The organism is Flavobacterium niveum (assembly GCF_055231775.1).
On record NZ_JBUYSX010000002.1, the window covers coordinates 670375 to 691796 of the forward strand.

Below are 21422 nucleotides of genomic sequence, written 5' to 3' on the forward strand. Positions count from 1 at the left end.
CATGATAAAGTTTATAAAAAACATAATAGGGTTTTCCCTACGCAATAAGCTGTTTACATTTTTCTGGGTAGGATTAGTAGTTATAGCCGGTGTTATCAGTTATAAAAATATCCCTGTAGAAGCATTCCCCGACGTTACCAATACCCAGATTGTTATTGTAACCCAGTGGCCCGGCCGTAGTGCCGAAGAGGTAGAGCGTTTTGTAACCTCGCCTATAGAAATTTCCATGAACTCGCTCCAAAAAAAGACGAACGTACGCAGTATTACCATGTTCGGTTTATCGGTTATCAAGATAATCTTTGATGATGATGTAGATGATTTCTTTGCACGCCAGCAGGTAAACAACCTGCTGCGTAACGTGGAACTTCCCGAAGGCATAGACCCCGAAGTGCAGCCCCCATACGGCCCTACAGGCGAAATTTTCCGTTATACGCTGGAAAGCCCAAATAAAGACACCCGCGAGCTGCTTACCCTTCAAAACTGGGTGATAGACCGCCAGCTGCGTGCTGTACCCGGCGTAGCCGACGTTGCCGTTTTTGGCGGACGCGAAAAGACTTATGAAGTAGAGGTAGATCCTACGCTGCTACAAAAATATGAGCTTACATCACCACAGGTGTATGAGGCTGTGAGCAAAGCCAACCTAAACGTGGGCGGCGACGTTATAGAGAAAAACGGACAGGCGTACGTGGTACGTGGTGTGGGTCTTTTAGACAATATTGCCGATATAGAAAACACCATAGTGGCCCAGTACAACGGCAACCCGATACTGATTAAGGACATTGCCAAAGTAGAGGAAAGCAACGTTCCGCGTGTGGGCCAGGTGGGCCTAAATGATAAAGACGACGTGGTAGAAGGCATAGTAATTATGCGTAAAGGTGAAAACCCGTCGATAGTGCTTAAGGCGCTAAAAGAGAAAATAGCCTACGTGCAGGATAACGTACTGCCTAAAGATGTAAAAATGGTTACCTTCTACGACCGTGACAACCTTATGGAGTTTTGTACCAAAACAGTTACCCACAACCTTATAGAGGGTATTATACTCGTTACGGTTATCGTATTCCTTTTTATGGCAGATTGGCGTACTACGGTTATCGTTTCGATAATTATTCCGCTGGCACTGCTGTTTGCATTCCTTTGTTTAAGGCTGAAAGGCATGAGCGCCAACTTGCTTTCGCTGGGTGCGGTAGACTTCGGTATCATCATAGACGGCGCTGTAGTGATGGTGGAAGGGCTCTTTGTGGCACTCGATCACCTGCGGGCAAAGGAAGGCGACGAACGTTTTAACAAGCTGGCCAAAATGGGCCTTATCCGCAGGACAGGTTCTAAGCTGGGTGTGGCTATTTTCTTCAGTAAACTTATCATCATTTCCGCACTGCTCCCTATATTCTCATTTGAAAAAGTTGAAGGAAAAATGTTCTCGCCACTGGCCTGGACACTTGGTTTTGCCCTGCTTGGTGCGCTAATATTTACCCTTACCCTGGTACCGGTACTGTGCTCTATTTTGCTGAACAAAAACGTACGCGAAAAACACAACCCATTTGTGGAATTTTTCAACAAGTCGGTTGCCAAAGGTTTTGCCGTAAGTTTCAGGCACAAAAAGATTTCCATCATAGTATCACTTGTTATCCTTGGCCTTACATTGTTCTCTACCCGCTTTTTGGGTACCGAGTTCCTGCCACCACTAAATGAGGGTGCGCTTTGGGTAACCGCTGAGCTACCGATAAGCAACTCGCTCAGCGAAAGTGTGAAAATGGCGACCATCATCCGTAAAGAGCTGAAATCTTTTGAGGAAGTAGACGACGTGATGTCGCAAACCGGCCGTAGTAACGACGGTACCGACCCTAACGGTTTCGGGTTCCTGCAATTCCAGGTAGACCTGAAGCCTAAAGAGGAATGGAAGCACAAGATAACCATGGACGAACTGGTAGAGCAGATGAACAAAAAGCTTAGCGTATACCAGGGTATTACATGGAACTATTCGCAGCCGGTAATAGACAACGTAGCCGAGGCTGTAGCAGGCTTTAAGGCCAGCAACGCCGTGAAAATTTACGGTGACGACCTTCAGGTACTGGACAGGCTTGCCAATGAGGTGATGGACAAAATAAAACCTGTAGGCGGCGTTAAGGATGTGGGCGTACTACGCAACCTGGGACAGCCTGCAATGAGCGTGAAGTTTGATGAGCAGAAGATGGCGCTATACGGCGTGCAGAAAAGCGATGCGCAAAGTATTATAGAAATGGCCGTAGGCGGTAAAACCGCTACCGAGAAATATGAGGGCGAACGCAAGTTTGACATCCGTATTCGTTACCTTAAAGAGTACCGTAAAGATGAGGAAGATATAATGAACCTTATGGTGCCTACCCTACGTGGTGGTAAAGTGCCACTTAAGGAAATTGCAACCCTTACTACCGAAACAGGTCCGTCCTTTGTGTACCGTGATAACGCAAAACGTTTCATCGGGGTGAAATTCTCTGTACGCGACCGCGACCTTGGCAGTACCATAGCCGAAGCACAGGCTAAGGTGAAACAAATAAAACTGCCTGCTGGCTATACCATAGGCTGGACCGGAGAGTATGAAAACCAGATACGTGCCAGTGCCAAACTTACCCAGGTAGTGCCAATTTCCTTAGTGCTGATATTTGTGTTGCTGTTCATCATGTTCGGTAATATAAAAGACTCGCTGCTGGTACTGGTTAACGTGCCGTTTGCCATAATAGGCGGTATCCTGGCGCTGCAAATTACGGGGGTTAACTTCGGTATATCAGCAGGTGTGGGCTTTATAGCGCTGCTGGGTATCTGTATACAAAACGGGGTAATCCTGGTATCGGAATTCCACTCGAACCTCAAGCTGAAGATGTCGCTCGCCGATTCCATCATAGAAGGCGTTAAGTCACGTACACGCCCGGTGGTGATGACTGCACTTATGGCAGCCATAGGGCTTATGCCTGCGGCAATTTCTACAGGTATCGGTTCAGAAAGTCAGAAGCCGCTGGCCATATCTATTATTGGTGGATTGGTTACCGCTACGCTGTTCACGTTACTTGTATTCCCTAACTTCTTCTACTGGGCCATGCGAAACAAGCACCAGAAAATGGAGATGTAACATAACCGAATAAAGCTTTAGTTTCTTTTTTATGTAGGCCGTCCTGCGCAGCGTTATGCGGGGCGGCTTTTATTTTGCAGGATGACAATTATCATTTTTTACCGTGGTATAGCTAAGTAGCTTTGCTTTAGGAAAAAATGTCGCCATGAAAAATTCATTAGTGCAAAAGTACAACGTACCGGGGCCACGCTACACCAGCTACCCTACCGTACCCTACTGGGACGAAGCCGGTTTTACCACAACACAGTGGAAACAAACCTGTAGTAAGGCATTTAATGAAAGCAATGCCAAAGAAGGGATAAGCCTGTATATACACCTGCCATTTTGCGAAAGTATGTGTACGTTTTGCGGATGCAATAAACGTATTACCAAACGCCACGATGTAGAAACACCTTACATAAAAGCCCTGCTGAAAGAATGGGATATGTATTGTACTATGTTTGCAAAACGCCCTAAGATAAAAGAACTGCACCTGGGTGGTGGTACACCTACATTCTTCAGCCCGGAGAATTTGCAGACACTCATAAAAGGCATATTCCGAAAGGCCGACCGTATGCCGGGGCATGAGTTTGGTTTTGAAGGCCACCCGAACAATACCACCCGTGCACATCTGCAAACACTGTACGATTTGGATTTTAGAAGGGTGAGCTTCGGGGTGCAAGATTACAATGAAACCGTACAAAGGGCCATACACCGTATACAGCCGTTCCATAATGTGGCCAAGGTTACTTTCTGGGCACGGGAAATAGGTTATACCTCCATAAGCCATGATTTGGTTTTCGGTCTGCCGTTCCAAACGCTGGACAGCTGCATTGATACCATAGAAAAAACAAAATCGCTTAACCCGGACAGGTTGGCCTACTACAGCTATGCGCACGTACCATGGGTTAAAGGCAGCGGCCAACGCGGTTTTGATGAAAGCAACCTGCCTAAAGACGAAGAAAAGCGAAAGCTGTATGAAGTGGGCAAGGAATTGCTTTCTGAAAAAGGTTTCCATGAAATCGGCATGGACCACTTTGCCCTGGAGAGCGACAGTATGTACACCGCTTTTAAAGACGGCAGCCTGCACCGCAATTTTATGGGCTACAATGCGGGAAAAACCCAACTGATGATAGGCTTAGGCGTATCGTCTATAAGTGACAGCTGGTACAGCTTTGCCCAAAACGAAAAAACACTGGAGGACTATTATACCCGGATAGATGCCGGTGAGCTACCTGTTTTCAGGGGGCATTTGCTTACTGCCGAGGATTTAATCATTCGCAGGCACATACTAAACCTTATGTGCCGCTTTAAAACAACCTGGGAGCCAATGGGCAACGGGTATTTTGCCGAACTGCCCGAAGTACTGGAAAGCCTTACTGAAATGGAAGATGATGGGCTGATTACCTTTGGTGATAACAGCATCACCGTTACCGAAAAAGGCAAGCCCTACGTACGCAATGTATGCATGGCGTTTGACCTGAGGCTTATCCGTAAGGCACCGGAAACAAGGTTGTTTAGTATGGTTGTGTAATATCAGTCGTTTACTTAATAAGTGAAAGGGCGCAACATTTTACTGTTGCGCCCTTTCTGCAGTATTTAGAAGAGTAGTAAGAACGGTTGGTAGTTTTTTTATTTGCAATCAGCCATAGCACCTACAAAAAGGTTCATAGTGCCGGGAGACAGGTATGGGATGCTCAGCCCCAGCCCCCGTACTATGAACAGCATACCGATGCAAACGGCTAAATAAGGTACGGCTTTGGCCAGTGTATTTCGTATTGGGTTTTTAAAGAATGTAGCGGTAAATACTACCATAGTCATAAGTGGTATGGTTCCTGCGCCGTACAAGAACATAAAAGCTGTACTGTACAATGCGCTTTGCATAGCCAATGCCCCAAATAATGCCGCATATACCAGCCCACACGGCAGGAAGCCGTTAAATAATCCGGTTATAAAAAGTGCCTTATAGCCTTTTTTCCGGAACTGGTTGCCCAGGCCCGTTTTTAACCCCGAGATGAGTTTGTATATGGGTTTTGAAAAATTATACTTTGCGAAGATGCGTTCCGGTACCAGCGCTATGGTTATCATGATGATGCCGGCAAGTATGGAAAGCTGTTGTTGCAGGCCTGCAAGGTAAAACCCACGCCCCAGCACCCCGAAGGCAAGCCCTAACGCACTGTAAGCCGTAAGCCTGCCAAGATGGTACAACAATACCTGTATGGTTTTCCGGGCGGGGTTCTTATGGTCTACAGGCAGCATTATGGCTATAGGGCCGCACATGCCTATGCAGTGCAGACTGGACACAATGCCTAATATGATTGCTGAGTAAAGCATTTTTTAAGGTTGTTAGTTGTCAGTTGATGGTTGTTAGTTTTAGCAAAGGCCAACAACTAACAACCACCAACCAATAACCTAAAGGTTGAACATTTCCTTATTCATATACCCTTTACCTTCGTACTGCCAGTCTACAGTAATGTCCCAGCGGCCGCCTGCCAGGTCGTTTTTAGGTATGAGCATGTATGGAGCGGACAGTGAAATAGGAGTATCAAAATCCAGCTTCTGGTCAGACGGCCTGTAAAGGGACACTTTTCCTTTTATTTTTGTTGGGTCAAATCCCTGCGGAAATGTTATTTTAATGGCATCAGCCGTGTTTTCTATCAGTACTTTTTGGTTCAGGGCGGCAGCGTTGTCTTCTTTGGCAAGTGTTGCCTCCAGGCTGCGCTCCTGCTTGTAATAATCGTTTACGACCAGTTCGTTATCGTATTTTTTATCGCTTTGCACACGGAATATAAAAAAGAGTATAAAACTCATAAACAGTGCAAAGGCCGCTACTATTCCGGTTCCCCAGTTAATTTTCATTGCTCTTTATTTTTAGTTAAAACTTCTTGGCGCAAGAAAACTCGACGTTTCGGTGTCTATGCGCTTATCGCCTTCATATACCCCCAGCACTATTTTGGTTTTATCCTTTTCCAGGAATGCGGGGTTTATTTCTATAAACAACGTACCCTGTGCTAGGCCGGCTTTGGTAATTTTAAACTCTTGCCTGCCTACCAGTTTTACAGTACCGTTTATATTTTCCAGCTTAAAGTGTACATTGTTAAAGTCATTGGCAGTCTTGTTTATCACTTTAAAGGTATACACATTGCTTATGTTGTCGCCTTTGTGTTCGTAGAGCTGGCCCGGTAAACGGAGTACCGTAGCCTCTACATCGTTCCTCAAAAACAACATACCTACAAACACAGCTGTGAGTATTGCCAGCACCGCAGTATACGCTTTCATACGTGTAGTAAAAACGAACTTCTCCTTTTTGGTAATTTCGTCTTCACTCGCATAGCGGATAAGCCCCTTCGGCATGCCAACTTTATCCATCACTGTATTGCACTCGTCTATACAAGCGGTGCAGTTAATGCATTCCAACTGTGTACCATTCCGGATGTCAATTCCCGTAGGGCATACAGCCACGCATAGCTTACAATCGATACAATCGCCTTTGCCAATTACTTTACGGTCTTCATTCTTCACCATGCGGCCACGGCCTTTTTCGCCTTCGCCGCGTACATGGTCATAGGCCACGATAACGCTTTTGTTGTCCAGCAACGCCCCCTGTAGCCTTCCGTACGGGCAGGCAATAATACATACCTGCTCCCTGAACCAGATGTAAATGAAATAGAATACCGCCGTAAAAATCAGCAGCGCTACAAGCGTACCCATGTTTTGCGCGGGCCTCTGCACCACCATCTGTATCAGTTTGTCGCTTCCGCTGATGTAAGCCAGGAATACATTGGCAATAAAAAACGATACTACAAAGAACGCTGCCCATTTAAGCCCCTTCTTACGGATTTTTTCTGCATCCCAGGGCTGCTTATCCAGTTTTACCTGTGCATTTCGGTCGCCCTCTATGGCATACTCTATGCGGCGGAATACCATTTCCATAAAAATGGTTTGCGGGCAAATCCAGCCGCAAAAAATACGGCCAAAAGCTACCGTAAACAACGACACGAATAGTACCCCGATGATCATGCAAACCACTACGAGGTAAAAATCCTGCGGCCAGAACGGGAACCCAAAGATGTTAAAGCGGCGTTCTACCACATTAAACATCAGGAACTGTTCGCCGTTAATTGTAATGAACGGCGCTGCAAATAAGAAGGCAAGCAGGAGCCAACTCACAGTCTTGCGGTAGTTGTACAACTTGCCGGCAGGCTTTTTAGGATATACCCAGGCCCGCTTGCCTTCCTCATTTATGGTTGCAATCCGGTTACGGAATTCATCATCATTATGTTCGTGCTCATACCTATCTGCTGACATAATGCTCCTTTATTTAAAAAAACAATCTATTTTGCGGCAGGCGCGGCTTCTTCTTTCCAGATGTCGCCCTGCGGTTCTTTCGGATCGGCCGGCTTGCTGCCCTGAAGCGACAGCACATAACTGGCCACTGCCTGTATTTCCGATGGTTTCAGGGTGCCTTTCCAGGCCACCATACCCTTGCCGTCGCGTCCACCGTTTGTAATGGTGTGGAATACATTTTTAATACCCCCGCCCAGCAGCCAGTACTCATCAGTAAGGTTAGGGCCTATGGCACCACCGGCATCGGCCCTGTGGCATGGTGTGCAGTTGGCTGTAAATACCTCCTTGCCTTTAGCCAGCTCTGCAGGGTCAGTAAGCAGGGTTACGCTGTTTTCGTCAATCAGGTCTTTGGCCGTCTTTTTATATTCTTCCACAGCCAGCTTAGCATCGGCCATTTCCTGTTCAAATTCCTGCGCCTGGTTTTTATCGCCCATTACATGGTAACGCACCAGGTATATAAGCCCGAAGATTATTGTGGCATAGAATAGGTTTACCCACCACGGCGGCAGTACATTGTCAAGCTCCTGTATACCGTCGTAATTATGGTGCAGGGTAATCTCACCTTCCTGCTCTATCGGCTTGGATTTATTAAAGAACTTCTTCAGCTTCAGGTACCACGCGCTTTGGGTAAAGTCGATGGCATCGGCAGCATCCAGCTTAGCCTTTTGCTCATCGGTAAGCAGGTTGTAGGTAACTCTGTCTATAGCCAGTATTACTATTTCTATAGCTATCTGTATGAACAGGAATACGGCAAGGAACAGCGACACCAACGGATATTTTAGAAAAGCGGGCCTGTCTCCTGAGTCTATAAAATACTCCAGCGCCATAAACACCAAGGCAAATATTACAGGAACCCTTACGTATACCGGGATGAATTTTTTCATGATGCGTTCGGTTTAATATTAATGGTTAAGCTCGGTTTCGCTTTCATCTCCCGAAAAAGGGATATTGCTCATTTCGGTTATCTTATCTTTTTTGTACGTATACGTCCAGGCATACAGCACCACAAAGAAGATGAAGAAGATAAGCAGCGAAAGTATCGGGAAAATTTCCACTCCCGCTATCGTTTCCAGGTTGTGTTTTACAAACTTCAGCATGGTATATTATTTAGAGTTAGTGGCTACAGGTTTCAGGTCGGTACCCAGGCGTTGCAGGTAAGCTATCAGGGCTACAATTTCCCTTTCGCGCATTGGCACAAATGTTTCACCTTTTACAGCAGCAGCCTTTTTACTGGCCTCATAGCTTTTCACAAAGTCAGGGTCGGTGTGCAGGTTACCTTCTATTTTGGCAGCCTGTTCGGCAATGGCTTTCTGTGCATTGGCTATCTCCTCTTTAGAGTACGGTACGCCCAATGTAGCCATCACTTCCATTTTTTTCTGTATTTCGGTGTAGTCGGCTTTTTTATTGTCGAACATCCATTTGTATGATGGCATTATACTGCCTTCAGATACACTCTGCGGATCCCACATGTGGTTGAAGTGCCAGTTATCACTGTACTTACCGCCCACGCGTTTCAGGTCGGGCCCGGTACGTTTACTACCCCACAAGAATGGGTGGTCGTACACATATTCTCCCGATTTAGAGTATTCGCCATAGCGCTCCACCTCACTACGGAACGGGCGTATCATTTGCGAGTGGCAGTTTACACAGCCTTCGCGGATGTACAGGTCGCGCCCTTCAAGTTCCAGTGGTGTATATGGTTTTACCGCGCTTATGGTAGGGATGTTGCTCTTTACCATTATGGTAGGCACAATCTGTATGGCGCCGCCTATGGTTACGGCTACGGTAGCCAGCAGGGTAAGCTGTACCGGTCTGCGCTCAAGCCAGCCGTGCCATTTTTCGCCTTTAAGCCTTTTCTTGCTTATTTTTTCAAGGGCAGGGGCTTCGGCAAGCTCGTCTTCAATTTTATTTCCTTTACGGATGGTTTGTACAATGTTGTATACCAGTATAAACATACCTATTACGTACAGCGTACCGCCTATGGCCCTAAGCCAGTACATCGGCATAATCTGTTTTACGGTTTCCAGGAAGTTACCGTACTTAAGGGTACCGTCCGGGTTGAATTCCTTCCACATACTCGCCTGTACAAAACCGGCAACGTACATAGGCAGCGTATACATTACAATACCCAGCGTACCAATCCAGAAATGGACGTTGGCCAGTTTTTCAGAATACAGCTTGCTTTTCGTCATACGCGGTATCAGCCAGTACAGAAGGCCAAAGCTCATAAAACCGTTCCATGCCAGGGCACCTACGTGTACGTGGGCTATAATCCAGTCGGTAAAGTGGGCTACGGCATTAAAGTTTTTAAGCGACAGCATTGGCCCTTCAAACGTAGCCATACCATAACCGGTAATGGCTACCACAAAGAATTTAAGTACGGCACTTTCGCGGACTTTATCCCATGCGCCACGTAGTGTAAGCAGGCCGTTTATCATACCACCCCAAGACGGGGCTATCAGCATTATAGAGAATACCACACCCAGGTTCTGTGCCCAGTCCGGCAGGGCAGAATACAACAAGTGGTGCGGGCCTGCCCATATATAGATGAAAATTAGTGACCAAAAGTGGATTATTGAAAGCCTGTATGAGTATACCGGCCTGTTGGCAGCCTTTGGCACATAGTAGTACATAAGGCCCAAAAACGGTGTGGTAAGGAAGAAGGCTACCGCATTGTGCCCGTACCACCACTGTACCAGCGCGTCCTGCACACCGGCGTATACCGAGTAGCTTTTGTGCCAGTTTACAGGCAGCTCAAGGCTATTGAATATATGCAGTAGTGCTACTGTAACAAACGTAGCCAGGAAGAACCATACGGCTACATACAGGTGGCGTTCCCTTCTTTTAAGGATGGTGCCTATCATATTGATACCAAATACCACCCAAATAACGGCAATACCTAAGTCGATAGGCCATTCCAGTTCGGCGTATTCTTTTGCGGTGGTATAACCCAGTGGGAGCGATATGGCTGCGGCTACTATAATAAGCTGCCAGCCCCAGAAGTTAATGTTGCTCAGCGTATCGCTAAACATACGGGTTTTCAGCAGCCTTTGCAGGGCGTAGTAGGTGCCTGCAAACATGGCATTACCCACAAACGCAAAGATAACGGCATTTGTATGCAGCGGCCTCAGCCTGCCGTAGCTAAGCCATGAAATGCCTTCGGTAAGATTCGGAAACAGGTAAAAGAATGCTATGATTAAACCCGCCAGGAAGCCCACAACCCCAAATACTATGGTAGCGTAGAGGAACTTTTTGACGATTTTATTATCGTAATAAAATTGCTGCATTTCCATAATAATTAGATATTAGTTTTGTTTTCACTTTTCTTTGTTTCGTCGTCAAAAAGCATCCTCACCGATGGGGTATAGTCGTCGTCAAACTGGCCGTTGCGTACCGCCTTTATAAAGGCATAAAGGAACAGCAGCGCCACAATTACACTAATGCTGATTAATAAATAGATTACGCTCATACTTCTTAAATTTGTGTTAAACAAAGGTAGTTTCAGGCTCCGGGCTAAAACATGATATTTGTCATGGGCAGGCTTCTTTCCGGGATATTTCTTAATGTTTTTTAATTGTTTTTTTTCGAGTGAAGCTACTCCCTCTCCTTAGGAGAGGGCTGGGGTGAGGCCGCATAGTAATTACTCATTACCGTAACAAACGATACTATGGTCACCGTACTCAGCGGCATAATGATGGCTGCAAACAGAGGCTGCATCCTGCCCATCACCGCGAAAGTGAGCCCTACAACATTGTACAACAGCGATAGCGTAAAGCTCATTTTTATGGTTTTCACCGTGTTTTTACTAAGCTTCATAAAATAGGCTATGCGCCCAAACTGTGAAGCATCGAGTATACCATCGCACGCAGGCGAAAACACATTCACATTCTCTGATACCGAAATACCCACGTTGCTTTGTGCCAAGGCCCCTGCATCGTTAAGGCCATCGCCCACCATCATTACATTATGCCCATGTTTTTGCAGGTTTTCTATAAAGGCGAGTTTCTGGTCGGGCTTTTGGTTAAAAACCAGTTCGGTTCCTGCGGGTAACAATTTCTCCAGGGCATGGCGCTCGCCCTCATTATCACCGCTTAAAATTTTCAGCTTGTAGTGTGGCGAAAGTGCTGCAAATAATTCTGCCAGGCCTCCGCGGTATTGATTTTGGAAGGTAAACCTGCCCATATAATTATTGTTCAGCGCAATGTACACGTGCGTTTGCAGTGATTCTATTTGTGGTGCGCCCGTGAATGCCGCCGAACCTATTTTTATATGGAAACCGTTCACGTAGCCGTGTATGCCTTTGCCGGTTACTTCTTCAAAATCATCTACCGGCAGCAGCTGGCTTGCCGGCAGGTGTTCGTACAACCTGCGGCTTAAAGGGTGGTTACTGCCACGCAACACACTGCGAATGAAGGCCAGTTCCTTAGCATCTATCTCTTCGCCCTCGTATAGTATTTCCGATTTTTTATTGGTGGTAATGGTACCTGTTTTGTCAAATACAATGGTATCTACCTTTGCCATTTGCTCTATAACCGTGGCATTTTTAAGATACAGCTTGCGGTTGCCCATAATACGCAGTACATTACCCACCGTAAACGGCGCACTCAGTGCCAGGGCACACGGGCAGGCCACTATAAGCACTGCTGTAAATACATTAAACGCCGTGTTGTATTCGCCCATTAACAGCCATACCGTAAGCGATACTACAGCAATGAGCAGCAATGCCGGGGTAAAGTAGCGGCTTATGGTATCGGTAAGGGTTTTATAATTCTCAGTGCTTTTCTTTTCAAAAACCTCATTGCTCCACAGTTGGGTAAGGTAGCTTTGCGATACCGAACTCAGCACCTCCATTTCTATCACCGGGCCAACCTGGCGTCCCCCGGCAAAAATCTTGTCACCTGATTTTTTGGTAATCGGTTCGGCCTCACCGGTAACAAAGCTGTAGTCAATTTCGGTTTGGGCACTCATCAGTATGCCATCTACAGGTATCAGTTCTTTATTGCGGATAATGAGCCTGTCGCCGAGCGTTACATCGTATACCGGTACCGATACTTCCTCACGGCTACCGGTAAGTTTGGTCACCGCTATGGGGAAATACGATTTAAAATCACGCTCAAACGAAAGGAAGTTGTAGGTCTTTTGCTGAAACAGCCTGCCCAGCAGCATAAAGAACACCAGCCCGCAAAGACTATCGAAAAACCCAGAACCCAGGTCAAAAATAATGTCCACACTACTCCGGATGAACATTACCACCAGGCCAAGCGCTATAGGGATTTCTATGTTCAGCATACCTGCCTTAATGCTTTTCCATGCCGATACATAATAACCACTTGCCGAATACAGGAACGACGGCATGGCAAGCGCGAATATCAGCCAACGGAAGAAACCACGGTAGTTATCCAGCCAGTATTCTTCCACCTCAAAATATTCCGGGAACGATAACAGCATTACATTGCCAAAACAAAAGAAGGCGACACCCAACTTATAAATAAGCTCCCTATTTACTTTTTTCTTTTTCTCCTCGTAGTTTTCCAGGCTTATATACGGCTCGTAACCTATAGCGTTAAGCATCAGCACAATCTCTTTAAGCGTGGTAACTTCAGGGTTAAAGACAATACGGGCCTTCTTTTCGTGGAAGTTTACCTGCGAACTGCTGATGCCTTTGTTCAGCCTGTTCAGGTTTTCCAGTATCCAGATGCACGAACTGCAATGTATGTGGGGGATGTACAGGGACACAATGTGTGTATGCTGTTCGTTAAATTCCAGCAGACGGCCGGTTATGGCTTCGTTGTCCAGGAAATCATATTTGCCGCCAATATCCTGGGGAGTGGCGCCGGGTGATTTCTCAAAATCGTAATAATCGGCAAGGCCGTTTTGGGTAAACAGTTCGTACACGGTTTTACAACCTGCGCAACAGAACGATTTACTGTCATAAACAATCTCGTCTTTTTTTACAATTCCTAACCCGCAGTGATAACAATTTTGGGTTTCCATAAATGCTCATTTTACCTGTAGCAAAGTTGCGGGGAGCCGAAACTTTAAAACATGATTTTTATCATGCTTTTGTATAAAGCTTTGTTTTACATTTGCAGAGGTATGAGTAAATGTGAACAATGTATAGTGCGGGAGCTTAGCTCTTTAAAGGCTCTTAATAAAGAGGAACTTTTAAAGATAGCCGACTGCAAGTCTACCTACACCATTAAAAAAGGGGAGACTGTTTTTAGCGAAGGCGAAAATGTCAACGGCATTTTTTGCGTGAAGGACGGCGTGTGCAAGCTTACGAAGCTGAGCTCGAACGGCAACGACCAGATTGTGAAGCTGGTATCTAAAGGCGAACTGCTGGGGCAACGCAGCATGATAAGCGAAGAGCCTGTAAACCTGAGTGCTGTGGCACTTGAGGATATGACGGTGTGCTTTATACCCAAACAGGAGGTGATGGGCTTTTTTAACGAAAACAATAAATTCTCGTTCCAGGTGATGAAAACCATTTGCGGCGACCTTAAGGAGGCTGACGACCACCTGGTAAACATGGCGCAAAAATCGGTAAAACAGCGCCTGGCAGAAACCCTTATTTACCTGCAGGAAAACTTTGGAGTAAGTGAAGATAACAGCCTTAACCTGAAACTATCCCGTGAGGAGCTTGCCGGTATGGTGGGTACCGCTACCGAAAGCTGTATCAGGCTGCTGTCTGAATTTAACAAGGCAGGTTATATTTCACTTTCGGGTAAAAAAATAACGATACTGAACAGTAACGCCCTGAAGAAATTGTAATTAGATCCTGAATATAAAAAAAGGGCTGTCTGATTTGCAAAAGCAACTGACAGCCCTCTTTGTTTTGTAGTGTTAAGTAGGTTATCCGGTAGGGGAAGGGTGGCTAAGGCCTCCTGCCGGTAGCAAGTCTGTACAATATACCTATAATAGCAAGTACAAGCAGTATGTGGATAAGTGAGCCTACGGCCTGGCCAAAGCCGAAATACCCTACTGCCCATCCTATAAGAAGGATAACAACGATTAGCCAGATTAAATCTCTCATAATAGTGGATTTTAAAATTTGATATATTAAAATTACTGCTAACCGTTGAAAACTGTTAATTCGTTAAGAATCCTTTAGCAGCCAAAGTTTTCTTAATTAAATGGTTGCAAATAATTCAACAAAAAAAGTAGTACGTATAATTAATTAGTACTTTTGTACTTTACAGAAAATACATTTCATGCAAACTCCGTTGAAGATTGCCGTAGTGGGCTCAGGGTTGGTTGGTTCGCTTTTGGCAATATATTTAAAAAGGGCAGGGCATACCGTACATGTGTACGACCGCAGCCCCGATATAAGGGCCATACAGTTTACCGGGCGTTCTATAAACCTTGCAGTTTCGCACCGCGGCTGGCGTGCGCTTGATGAGGTGGGCCTGGGCGATGAAATCCGCAAAATGGCCGTGCCTATGGAAAAAAGGGGCATCCACCTGCAAAACAACGAACTCATCTACCAATACTATGGTAAAGACGGTGAAAGTATCTACTCTATAAGCCGTGGCGAACTCAACCGAAAAATGGTATCGCTTGCTGAAAACGAAGGCGCTGAGTTTTTCTTTGAAACCCGTATTTGGGATGTAGACCTGGCTACCGCCACATTATATACCGGAGAAACCGAACGTGGTGCCTGGACCGAACTGAAATACGACATGGTATTCGGGTCAGATGGTGCTTTTAGCCGTATACGCCACCGTATGCAACGCCAAAACCGCTTTAACTACAGCCAGGAGTTTTTACCATTAGGCTACAAAGAGCTGAACATCCCTGCAAATGCAGATGCTACCCATAAACTCGACAAAAACTCACTGCATATATGGCCAAGGCATGATTTTATGCTTACAGCCCTGCCAAACCTTGACGGCAGTTTTACCAGCACATTGTTCATGCCGTTTGAAGGCGAAAATTCTTTCGACAGCCTGAAAGATAAAGAAACGCTTGAAGCATTTTTTGAAAAATATTTCCCGTCTACGCAGGAAGTGATACCGAAGCTGGTAGAGGATTTCTTTAAAAACCCTACGAGTTCACTGGTTACTATGAAGTGTTTCCCGTGGACGTTTTCCGATAAAGTAGCGCTTATAGGCGATGCCTGCCACGCACTGGTGCCATTCTACGGACATGGTATGAATGCCGGTTTTGAAGATATTACCGTGCTAAACCAGAAAATGCAGCAGTATGGCGACGACTGGGCTACGATTTTCAGTGAATATGAAAAAAGCCGTAAGCCCGATGCAGATGCCATTGCCGAGCTATCCTACCGTAACTTTATGGAGATGAGCAGCAGCACGGCCGACACTAACTTTTTGCTTAGGAAAAAGATTGAGAAGCACTTCTCAGACAAATATCCTGAGCTGTGGCAGCCGTTGTACAGTATGGTTACTTTTAGCCACCGCCCGTACAGCGAGGCGCTTGCCCTTGGCGACAGGCAAAAGGCAATTATGGATGAGGTGATGAATATTAAAGGGATAGCCGATAAATGGGATAGCCCTGAGGTGGAGGAGAAGATAAAGGAATTGCTGAAAGCAGAATAATACAGTGGAAGAGGTACTGAAAAACCTGGGGCGCATGGCCCGCGATAAGCATGCAGAGAATAAGAAGTTTTTTGATAAGCTGAAGAAAAAGCCGCCAAAAAACCTCGACTACATTATGCAGGATTTGCACGACCGGGAATTTGAGCGTACCGACTGCCTTAAATGTGCTAACTGTTGCAAAACTACCGGCCCGTTATTCACTATTGCCGACATAGAGCGTATAGCCAAGCATCTGCGTATGAAACCGCAGCAGTTTACAGATAAGTACCTGCGTGTAGATGAGGATAAGGATTACGTACTTCAAAGCGTACCCTGTACTTTCCTTGATGCCGAAAACTACTGCATGATTTACGATGTAAGGCCAAAAGCCTGCCGTGAATACCCGCATACCGACAGAAAGAAATTCCAGCAGATAACAAATATTACCCTGAAGAATGTAGCTATTTGCCCTGCTGCATACAATATAGTAGAAGAAATGAAAAAGAAACTGGCGCTGTAAGGCGCCTTTTTTATGCCCTGTATTTTCGGGAAAATATTTTTGCTGTATCTTCGTTTTAAAACCGGATAATCATGGCAAAATTCAATTACCTTACCCCAATGCTTTGGACAGCAGAAATTCCCCAAACCGTAGATTTTTATTCGGAAGTACTCGGGTTTGAATGTACGTTGTTCGAAGAAGGCTGGGCAGTGCTGGAGCGTGATGGTATAGAGATAATGCTGGCATACCCTAATGCCCATGTACCGTATAACGGGCCAATGTTTACAGGCTCATTCTACTTTAATGTAACAGGAGTAGAGGAACTTTGGGAAGCATGGAAAGACAAGTGCAGTATTTGCTATGATCTGGATGATTTTGAATACGGCATGCGCGAGTTTGCCATTTACGATAATAACAATTACATATTACAGTTTGGCCAACCTATAAATCAGTAACCATGAAAAAACTCAGGGATATTTTTATAATGCTCCTCCTCTCGCTGGCGGTAGGGTATGGGGTGTATTCCTTTAATGCCGAAACCATAAAATCATCTACAGCAGATATGGTGGGCGAAATTGGGGTAATAGCCGTTCCGGTATTTATACTGCTGCTGTTCCTGTACATGGTGGCACGCCTGCTGGGCAAAGCAGTGAAAAAGAAAAAGCCTTCCGTTTAATCAGGGAAGGCTTTTTCTTTACACGGCCATTATATGTTCTGAGCTGTGCTCTTTCAGTTGCTCAATAAATTCATTGATTGCTTCAAGCTTTTCTTCTATGTACGAAAGGAACGACTCTATGCGGTCGCGCAGTTCGGTAAAAAAGTCGATAATTCCGTCAATATAGCCCTTGGCTTTTTCTACAAGTTTAAGTATAAACTGTATTACGCTGTCTACGGTTTCTTTTATGTTCATGGCTTCAGGTATTTTGTTTACCTAAAGATAGTGTGTTGCCATGGCACATAAAAGCACTTTGTGTAAAACTTAAGAATTTAATTACCGTAAATAAGGTATGGCTTCCTCATTTCTTTAAAAGCGTTAAGGCCTTCCTGCCAGCTTTCCCTGATTTCCGATTCGCTCATTCCTGCCTCTATCTGTTCCTGTAGTTTTTTGGTACCCGCCAGTTTGGTAAAGAAAGGGATAAAGAATTTGCTTTTATCGGCAGTTTCCTCATAAGCTTTTATCAGCCATTTCAGTTCCAGTCTTTTCACGCGGCGTACATCAGTAAGGTCTTTACCGTAACACAGCTTGCCGTTTTGGGGTGGCTCTTTAGAACCCTCGTTTGGTACAGGGGTAAAACTGAATCCGTCATTCGGCAGGTCGGGCGATCCGTATATCTGGAACTGCTTATCAGTGCCACGCCCAAGGCTTACATTTGTGCCTTCAAAAAAACACAGGCTGGCATACAGGTTTACCGCCTGGTCGTTTGGTATGTTTGGCGAAGGCTTCACCGGTAGTGAATAAAACATGTCGCGCTTATAATACGAACACGATATTATAGTAAGATCGCACTGCACGCCGTCTTTTAACCATTTTTCGCCATTAATCATCTGGGCATACTCGCCTATAGTCATGCCGTGTAGTACCGGTATGGTGTGCATGCCTATAAAGCTGCTGTTCTCCTTTTCCAGTGTTGGCCCGTCCACAATACTGCCATTAGGGTTTGGCCTGTCGAGTACTATAAGTGGGATGTGCTGTTCGGCACAGGCTTCCATTACATAATGGAGAGACGATATATAGGTGTAAAAACGCGCACCGATGTCCTGTATGTCAAATATCAATATGTCTATACCGGCCAGTTGTTCTGCCGATGGTTTTTTGTTGTTCCCATAAATAGATATAATAGGCACGCCGGTTTTAGTGTCTTTACCGTCTTTTATCAGTTCACCTGCTTCAACGGTTCCACGGAAACCATGTTCGGGGGCGTATATCTTTTGAATGTTGATTTTTTTGTCTACCAAAAAATCAACAAGGTGTATAGAACGTGCCTCAAGGGTTATTTCGTCTGAGTCCGGCATGTGTATGGTGTCGTACTGGGTAACAATACCGGTTTGGTTGGTTACCACGCCTACTTTTTTATCGCGCAATAGCGGAAGGTACAGCCAGGAACGGTCGGCACCTGTGTTAATACCTTTTTTGCCGGGGTCAGGGGTTTCAACCACAACAGGCTTAGTGTTTGCAGAGGTAACGGCGGCCGAATTTCCGCAGGCGGTAATCAGTATAAATGAGAATAAAACTGTATTTTTGACTGCAGTAAGCAATGCTTTGCGAAAAACAGACGGATAATATACCATATACAAACTTTGAATTTAGAATATTTTATAGCCCGCAGGCTGGTTTCTGCTAAAAACCACAAAAGTAGTGTGTCTGCGCCAATTATAAAAATTGCAGTAACAGCTATTGCAATAAGTATTGTCATGATGATAGGTGCCATAGCCACGGGTGTGGGCCTTCAGGATAAAATACGCGAAAAAATTTCTGCATTTAACGGCAATATCATCATTTCAAATTTTGACGGTAACCAAAGCGAGGTAAGTGTAGAGCCGCTCTCTATCAAACAATCGTTCTATCCTGTGTTTAAAGAGGTAGATGGTATCAGCCACATACAGGCAGTGGCCAGTAAGGCGGGTATCATCCGTACCGAAAAAGCATTTGAAGGGGTTATATTTAAAGGAGTAGGCAAAGATTATCAATGGGGTTCCCTTAGCGAGTATCTTGTAAGCGGGAGGGTTCCGAATCTTAAAGGAGGCCTTAATGAAGAAGTTATACTATCAAAATACCTTGCGGACAGGCTGGAGCTAAAAGTAGGGGATAAGTTTACCACTTATTTTATGAAGGAAGGTGGTAACGGTCTGCCAAACCTGCGCCGGTTTGTACTGGTAGGGATTTACAACAGCGGTTTCCAGGAATTTGATGCTACCTATATAATAGGAGATATCCGCCATGTGCAGCGTATTAATAAATGGCGTGCAGACCAGGTGGGTTCGTTTGAAGTATTCCTTGATGATTTCGATAAGCTTGACGAAAAAGGTAAAGAAGTGTACGATGCTATACCCAGCACACTAAACAGTGTTACTATAAAGGAGAAGTATGCTAATATATTCGAGTGGCTTCAGCTGTTTGATGTAAACATATTAGTCATTATAATTATTATGGTAATTGTGGCTACTATAAATATGGTGGTGGCACTGCTGGTACTTATACTGGAACGTACGCAAATGGTAGGCATGCTGAAAGCGCTTGGTGCTAACAACTGGAGTGTGCGAAAAATATTTCTGTATAATGCTGCCCATCTTATTATCCGCGGCTTGCTTTGGGGCAATGGCATTGGGATAGGTGTACTGCTTATACAGAAATACTTTGGCATAGTAAAACTGCGCCCGGAAAACTACTATGTAAATGTAGCCCCGGTTTCGCTTGATATTACTGCTATATTACTGGTTAACCTTGGTACAATAATAGTATGCCTGGCGTTGCTGCTTATACCTTCTTATATTATAACCCGCATTTCACCGGTCAAGGCCATCCGTTTTGAATAGTTGTTGTTAAAGGAGGTTAATCTGTAATTATAACTTTTTGGTTTGTTACTGTGGTCCCGCCTTCATTAATGGTTAGCAGGTATAATCCTGTGGAAAGATTATCGCGCTGCAAAGTGAATTTTTTCCCCGAAATATTTTCTACCTGTTTCACTTGTTGTCCGGTTACATTATATAATAATAGTGTGGCATTGGTTAAATCACGATTTGTTTGTATCGTTAACTGCTCTGCAAATGGATTAGGATATAATGTTACTATATTATTTGTTCCTGATTTTATACCGGCGGTACTTAGCGGGGTGTATTCCCAAAAATCATTATAATAAGGAGCACCGAGATTTGCTCCTGTTCCTATGTAACCTTTTCCGTTTATGGCCAGTCCTATGCCGCCTTGCCTTACGTTAGTGCCTGCATCTGCTATAGCTGTCCAAGTGTCGGTAACAACATCATATTTATAAAAGTCATTTAACATACCCGCTCCGGAGTTTCCGGTGCCGGCATAGCACTCGTTATTAATAATAAATGATGTAGCACGGAACCTTGCCGTAGGGAAATCATTTTTCTGTGTCCATTCATCTGTCACCGGGTCGTATTCCCAAATGTCACTCTTTGGTCCGTTAGCATCATACCCCAGTCCTATATATCCTTTTCCATTCAATGAAAATGCCAAAGCACCTGCCCGCGCACCACCCGGAAAGTTGGTTAACTGTATCCAGGAATTTGTTTCGGGAGTAAATTTCCATAAATCGGCCATATAGCTGTTGGTTTGGTTCCAGCCTAAACCTATATAGCCTTTTCCGTCTACAGAAAAACCGGTGGCCTCACTACGTGCTGCCCCTGCAAAATCTGCCATTTGTTTCCAAAAGTTGGTTTCCGGCTCGTATTGCCAAAATTCGGTGTTAAATAAATTAGGTCCCCAACCACCAAGCCCGGTGCCTATGTAGCCATTACCGTCGATGGTGAAACTTACACTATGTTCCATAAATGTTCCGGGGAAACTGGCTATTGATGTCCAGGTATTAGTAGAAGGATCGTATTTCCTGAATGCAAAAGACTGATAAGGATTAGATCCCATACCTATATAACCGTAATCGCCCACTGCAAAAGCAGCAACATTACTTATATTTTCGGGATAATTTGCTTTTTGTGTCCAGGTGTCCTGTGCGAAAGAAGTAAAGGAGGCTGTAAACAGGGCTAAAAGTAGTAGTTTTTTCATGTATGATTAGTTTAGCTGAAGTGATTTGATACAATTTAATAAGAATAAACAGTTTCATTTGTTAAAACCCTACGTTAATGTTGATGGTTTTTGGAATTACGATGGTTTTATGGGTTTTTTGAAGTAGAATTACCCGGATTTTACCCTCTTAATACGATATATGCTGCCATCAAAAAAACTTTCATTCCCAATGCTTGTCATATCAGTCAC

Annotated in this window: 20 protein-coding genes; 8 read left to right on the forward strand and 12 right to left on the reverse strand. The window is 44.9% G+C overall.

Annotated features, from left to right (window positions below; translation table 11 throughout):
• Position 1: 1 nt before the first annotated feature.
• On the forward strand, positions 2–3103 hold the full coding sequence (locus ACZIX4_RS08330) for an efflux RND transporter permease subunit (protein ID WP_463335161.1): 3102 nt from the start codon (positions 2–4) through the stop codon (positions 3101–3103).
• A 145-nt stretch (positions 3104–3248) separates the two neighbouring features.
• Entirely contained in the window at positions 3249–4616 is a 1368-nt protein-coding gene (gene hemN / locus ACZIX4_RS08335) for an oxygen-independent coproporphyrinogen III oxidase (protein ID WP_463335162.1), read from the forward strand.
• Positions 4617–4714: 98 nt separating this feature from the next.
• On the opposite strand, the gene ACZIX4_RS08340 is transcribed toward hemN, so the two are convergent.
• From ACZIX4_RS08340 to ACZIX4_RS08375, 8 genes are all read right to left on the reverse strand, one after another.
• A complete protein-coding gene (locus ACZIX4_RS08340; RefSeq protein WP_463335163.1) occupies positions 4715–5416 on the reverse strand; it encodes a sulfite exporter TauE/SafE family protein in 702 nt (233 codons plus the stop codon).
• A 78-nt stretch (positions 5417–5494) separates the two neighbouring features.
• The gene (locus ACZIX4_RS08345; protein WP_463335164.1) at positions 5495–5941 is read right to left on the reverse strand and encodes a FixH family protein; all 447 of its coding nucleotides are present in this window, start codon (positions 5939–5941) and stop codon (positions 5495–5497) included.
• A gap of 12 nt (positions 5942–5953) precedes the next feature.
• The gene (ccoG, locus tag ACZIX4_RS08350) at positions 5954–7390 is read right to left on the reverse strand and encodes a cytochrome c oxidase accessory protein CcoG (protein ID WP_463335165.1); all 1437 of its coding nucleotides are present in this window, start codon (positions 7388–7390) and stop codon (positions 5954–5956) included.
• A gap of 26 nt (positions 7391–7416) precedes the next feature.
• On the reverse strand, positions 7417–8313 hold the full coding sequence (locus ACZIX4_RS08355) for a cbb3-type cytochrome c oxidase N-terminal domain-containing protein (RefSeq protein ID WP_463335166.1): 897 nt from the start codon (positions 8311–8313) through the stop codon (positions 7417–7419).
• Between the two features lie 18 nt (positions 8314–8331).
• Positions 8332–8526 (reverse strand): CcoQ/FixQ family Cbb3-type cytochrome c oxidase assembly chaperone, encoded by a 195-nt coding sequence (locus ACZIX4_RS08360; RefSeq protein ID WP_463335167.1) that lies wholly within the window; start codon positions 8524–8526, stop codon positions 8332–8334.
• A gap of 6 nt (positions 8527–8532) precedes the next feature.
• Entirely contained in the window at positions 8533–10722 is a 2190-nt protein-coding gene (gene ccoN, locus ACZIX4_RS08365) for a cytochrome-c oxidase, cbb3-type subunit I (RefSeq protein WP_463335168.1), read from the reverse strand.
• Positions 10723–10727: 5 nt separating this feature from the next.
• Positions 10728–10898 (reverse strand): cbb3-type cytochrome oxidase assembly protein CcoS, encoded by a 171-nt coding sequence (gene ccoS, locus ACZIX4_RS08370; RefSeq protein WP_463335169.1) that lies wholly within the window; start codon positions 10896–10898, stop codon positions 10728–10730.
• Positions 10899–11023: 125 nt separating this feature from the next.
• Complete coding sequence (locus tag ACZIX4_RS08375; RefSeq protein WP_463335170.1) at positions 11024–13423, reverse strand: heavy metal translocating P-type ATPase; 2400 nt, start codon at positions 13421–13423, stop codon at positions 11024–11026.
• Between the two features lie 102 nt (positions 13424–13525).
• Between ACZIX4_RS08375 and ACZIX4_RS08380 the strand changes: the two genes are divergently transcribed.
• Positions 13526–14200: a Crp/Fnr family transcriptional regulator gene (locus tag ACZIX4_RS08380; protein WP_463335171.1), complete on the forward strand. Its 675-nt coding sequence runs from the start codon at positions 13526–13528 to the stop codon at positions 14198–14200.
• Positions 14201–14303: 103 nt separating this feature from the next.
• Here the strand turns inward: ACZIX4_RS08380 and ACZIX4_RS08385 are convergent, their stop codons facing one another.
• On the reverse strand, positions 14304–14462 hold the full coding sequence (locus ACZIX4_RS08385) for a lmo0937 family membrane protein (RefSeq protein ID WP_463335172.1): 159 nt from the start codon (positions 14460–14462) through the stop codon (positions 14304–14306).
• Between the two features lie 178 nt (positions 14463–14640).
• Between ACZIX4_RS08385 and ACZIX4_RS08390 the strand changes: the two genes are divergently transcribed.
• The 4 genes from ACZIX4_RS08390 (at position 14641) to ACZIX4_RS08405 (ending at position 17141) form a co-directional block, all read left to right on the forward strand.
• Positions 14641–15987 (forward strand): FAD-dependent oxidoreductase, encoded by a 1347-nt coding sequence (locus tag ACZIX4_RS08390; RefSeq protein WP_463335173.1) that lies wholly within the window; start codon positions 14641–14643, stop codon positions 15985–15987.
• A 34-nt stretch (positions 15988–16021) separates the two neighbouring features.
• The gene (locus ACZIX4_RS08395; RefSeq protein WP_463335189.1) at positions 16022–16486 is read left to right on the forward strand and encodes a YkgJ family cysteine cluster protein; all 465 of its coding nucleotides are present in this window, start codon (positions 16022–16024) and stop codon (positions 16484–16486) included.
• Positions 16487–16557: 71 nt separating this feature from the next.
• Positions 16558–16920, forward strand: coding sequence for a VOC family protein (locus ACZIX4_RS08400; RefSeq protein WP_463335174.1), 363 nt, complete (start codon positions 16558–16560; stop codon positions 16918–16920).
• Between the two features lie 2 nt (positions 16921–16922).
• A complete protein-coding gene (locus ACZIX4_RS08405) occupies positions 16923–17141 on the forward strand; it encodes a hypothetical protein (RefSeq protein ID WP_463335175.1) in 219 nt (72 codons plus the stop codon).
• 18 nt (positions 17142–17159) lie between these two features.
• Here the strand turns inward: ACZIX4_RS08405 and ACZIX4_RS08410 are convergent, their stop codons facing one another.
• The gene (locus ACZIX4_RS08410) at positions 17160–17375 is read right to left on the reverse strand and encodes a hypothetical protein (RefSeq protein ID WP_463335176.1); all 216 of its coding nucleotides are present in this window, start codon (positions 17373–17375) and stop codon (positions 17160–17162) included.
• 77 nt (positions 17376–17452) lie between these two features.
• Positions 17453–18754 carry an exo-beta-N-acetylmuramidase NamZ family protein gene (locus tag ACZIX4_RS08415; protein ID WP_463335177.1) on the reverse strand — a complete coding sequence of 434 codons (1302 nt, stop codon included), beginning with the start codon at positions 18752–18754 and terminating at the stop codon, positions 17453–17455.
• Between the two features lie 9 nt (positions 18755–18763).
• On the opposite strand from ACZIX4_RS08415, the gene ACZIX4_RS08420 reads away from it, so the two are divergent.
• Positions 18764–19999 carry an ABC transporter permease gene (locus ACZIX4_RS08420; RefSeq protein WP_463335178.1) on the forward strand — a complete coding sequence of 412 codons (1236 nt, stop codon included), beginning with the start codon at positions 18764–18766 and terminating at the stop codon, positions 19997–19999.
• Positions 20000–20015: 16 nt separating this feature from the next.
• Here ACZIX4_RS08420 and ACZIX4_RS08425 read toward each other — a convergent pair whose 3' ends face one another.
• A complete protein-coding gene (locus tag ACZIX4_RS08425; protein ID WP_463335179.1) occupies positions 20016–21212 on the reverse strand; it encodes a tRNA wybutosine-synthesizing protein 4 beta-propeller domain-containing protein in 1197 nt (398 codons plus the stop codon).
• Positions 21213–21422: the final 210 nt, after the last annotated feature.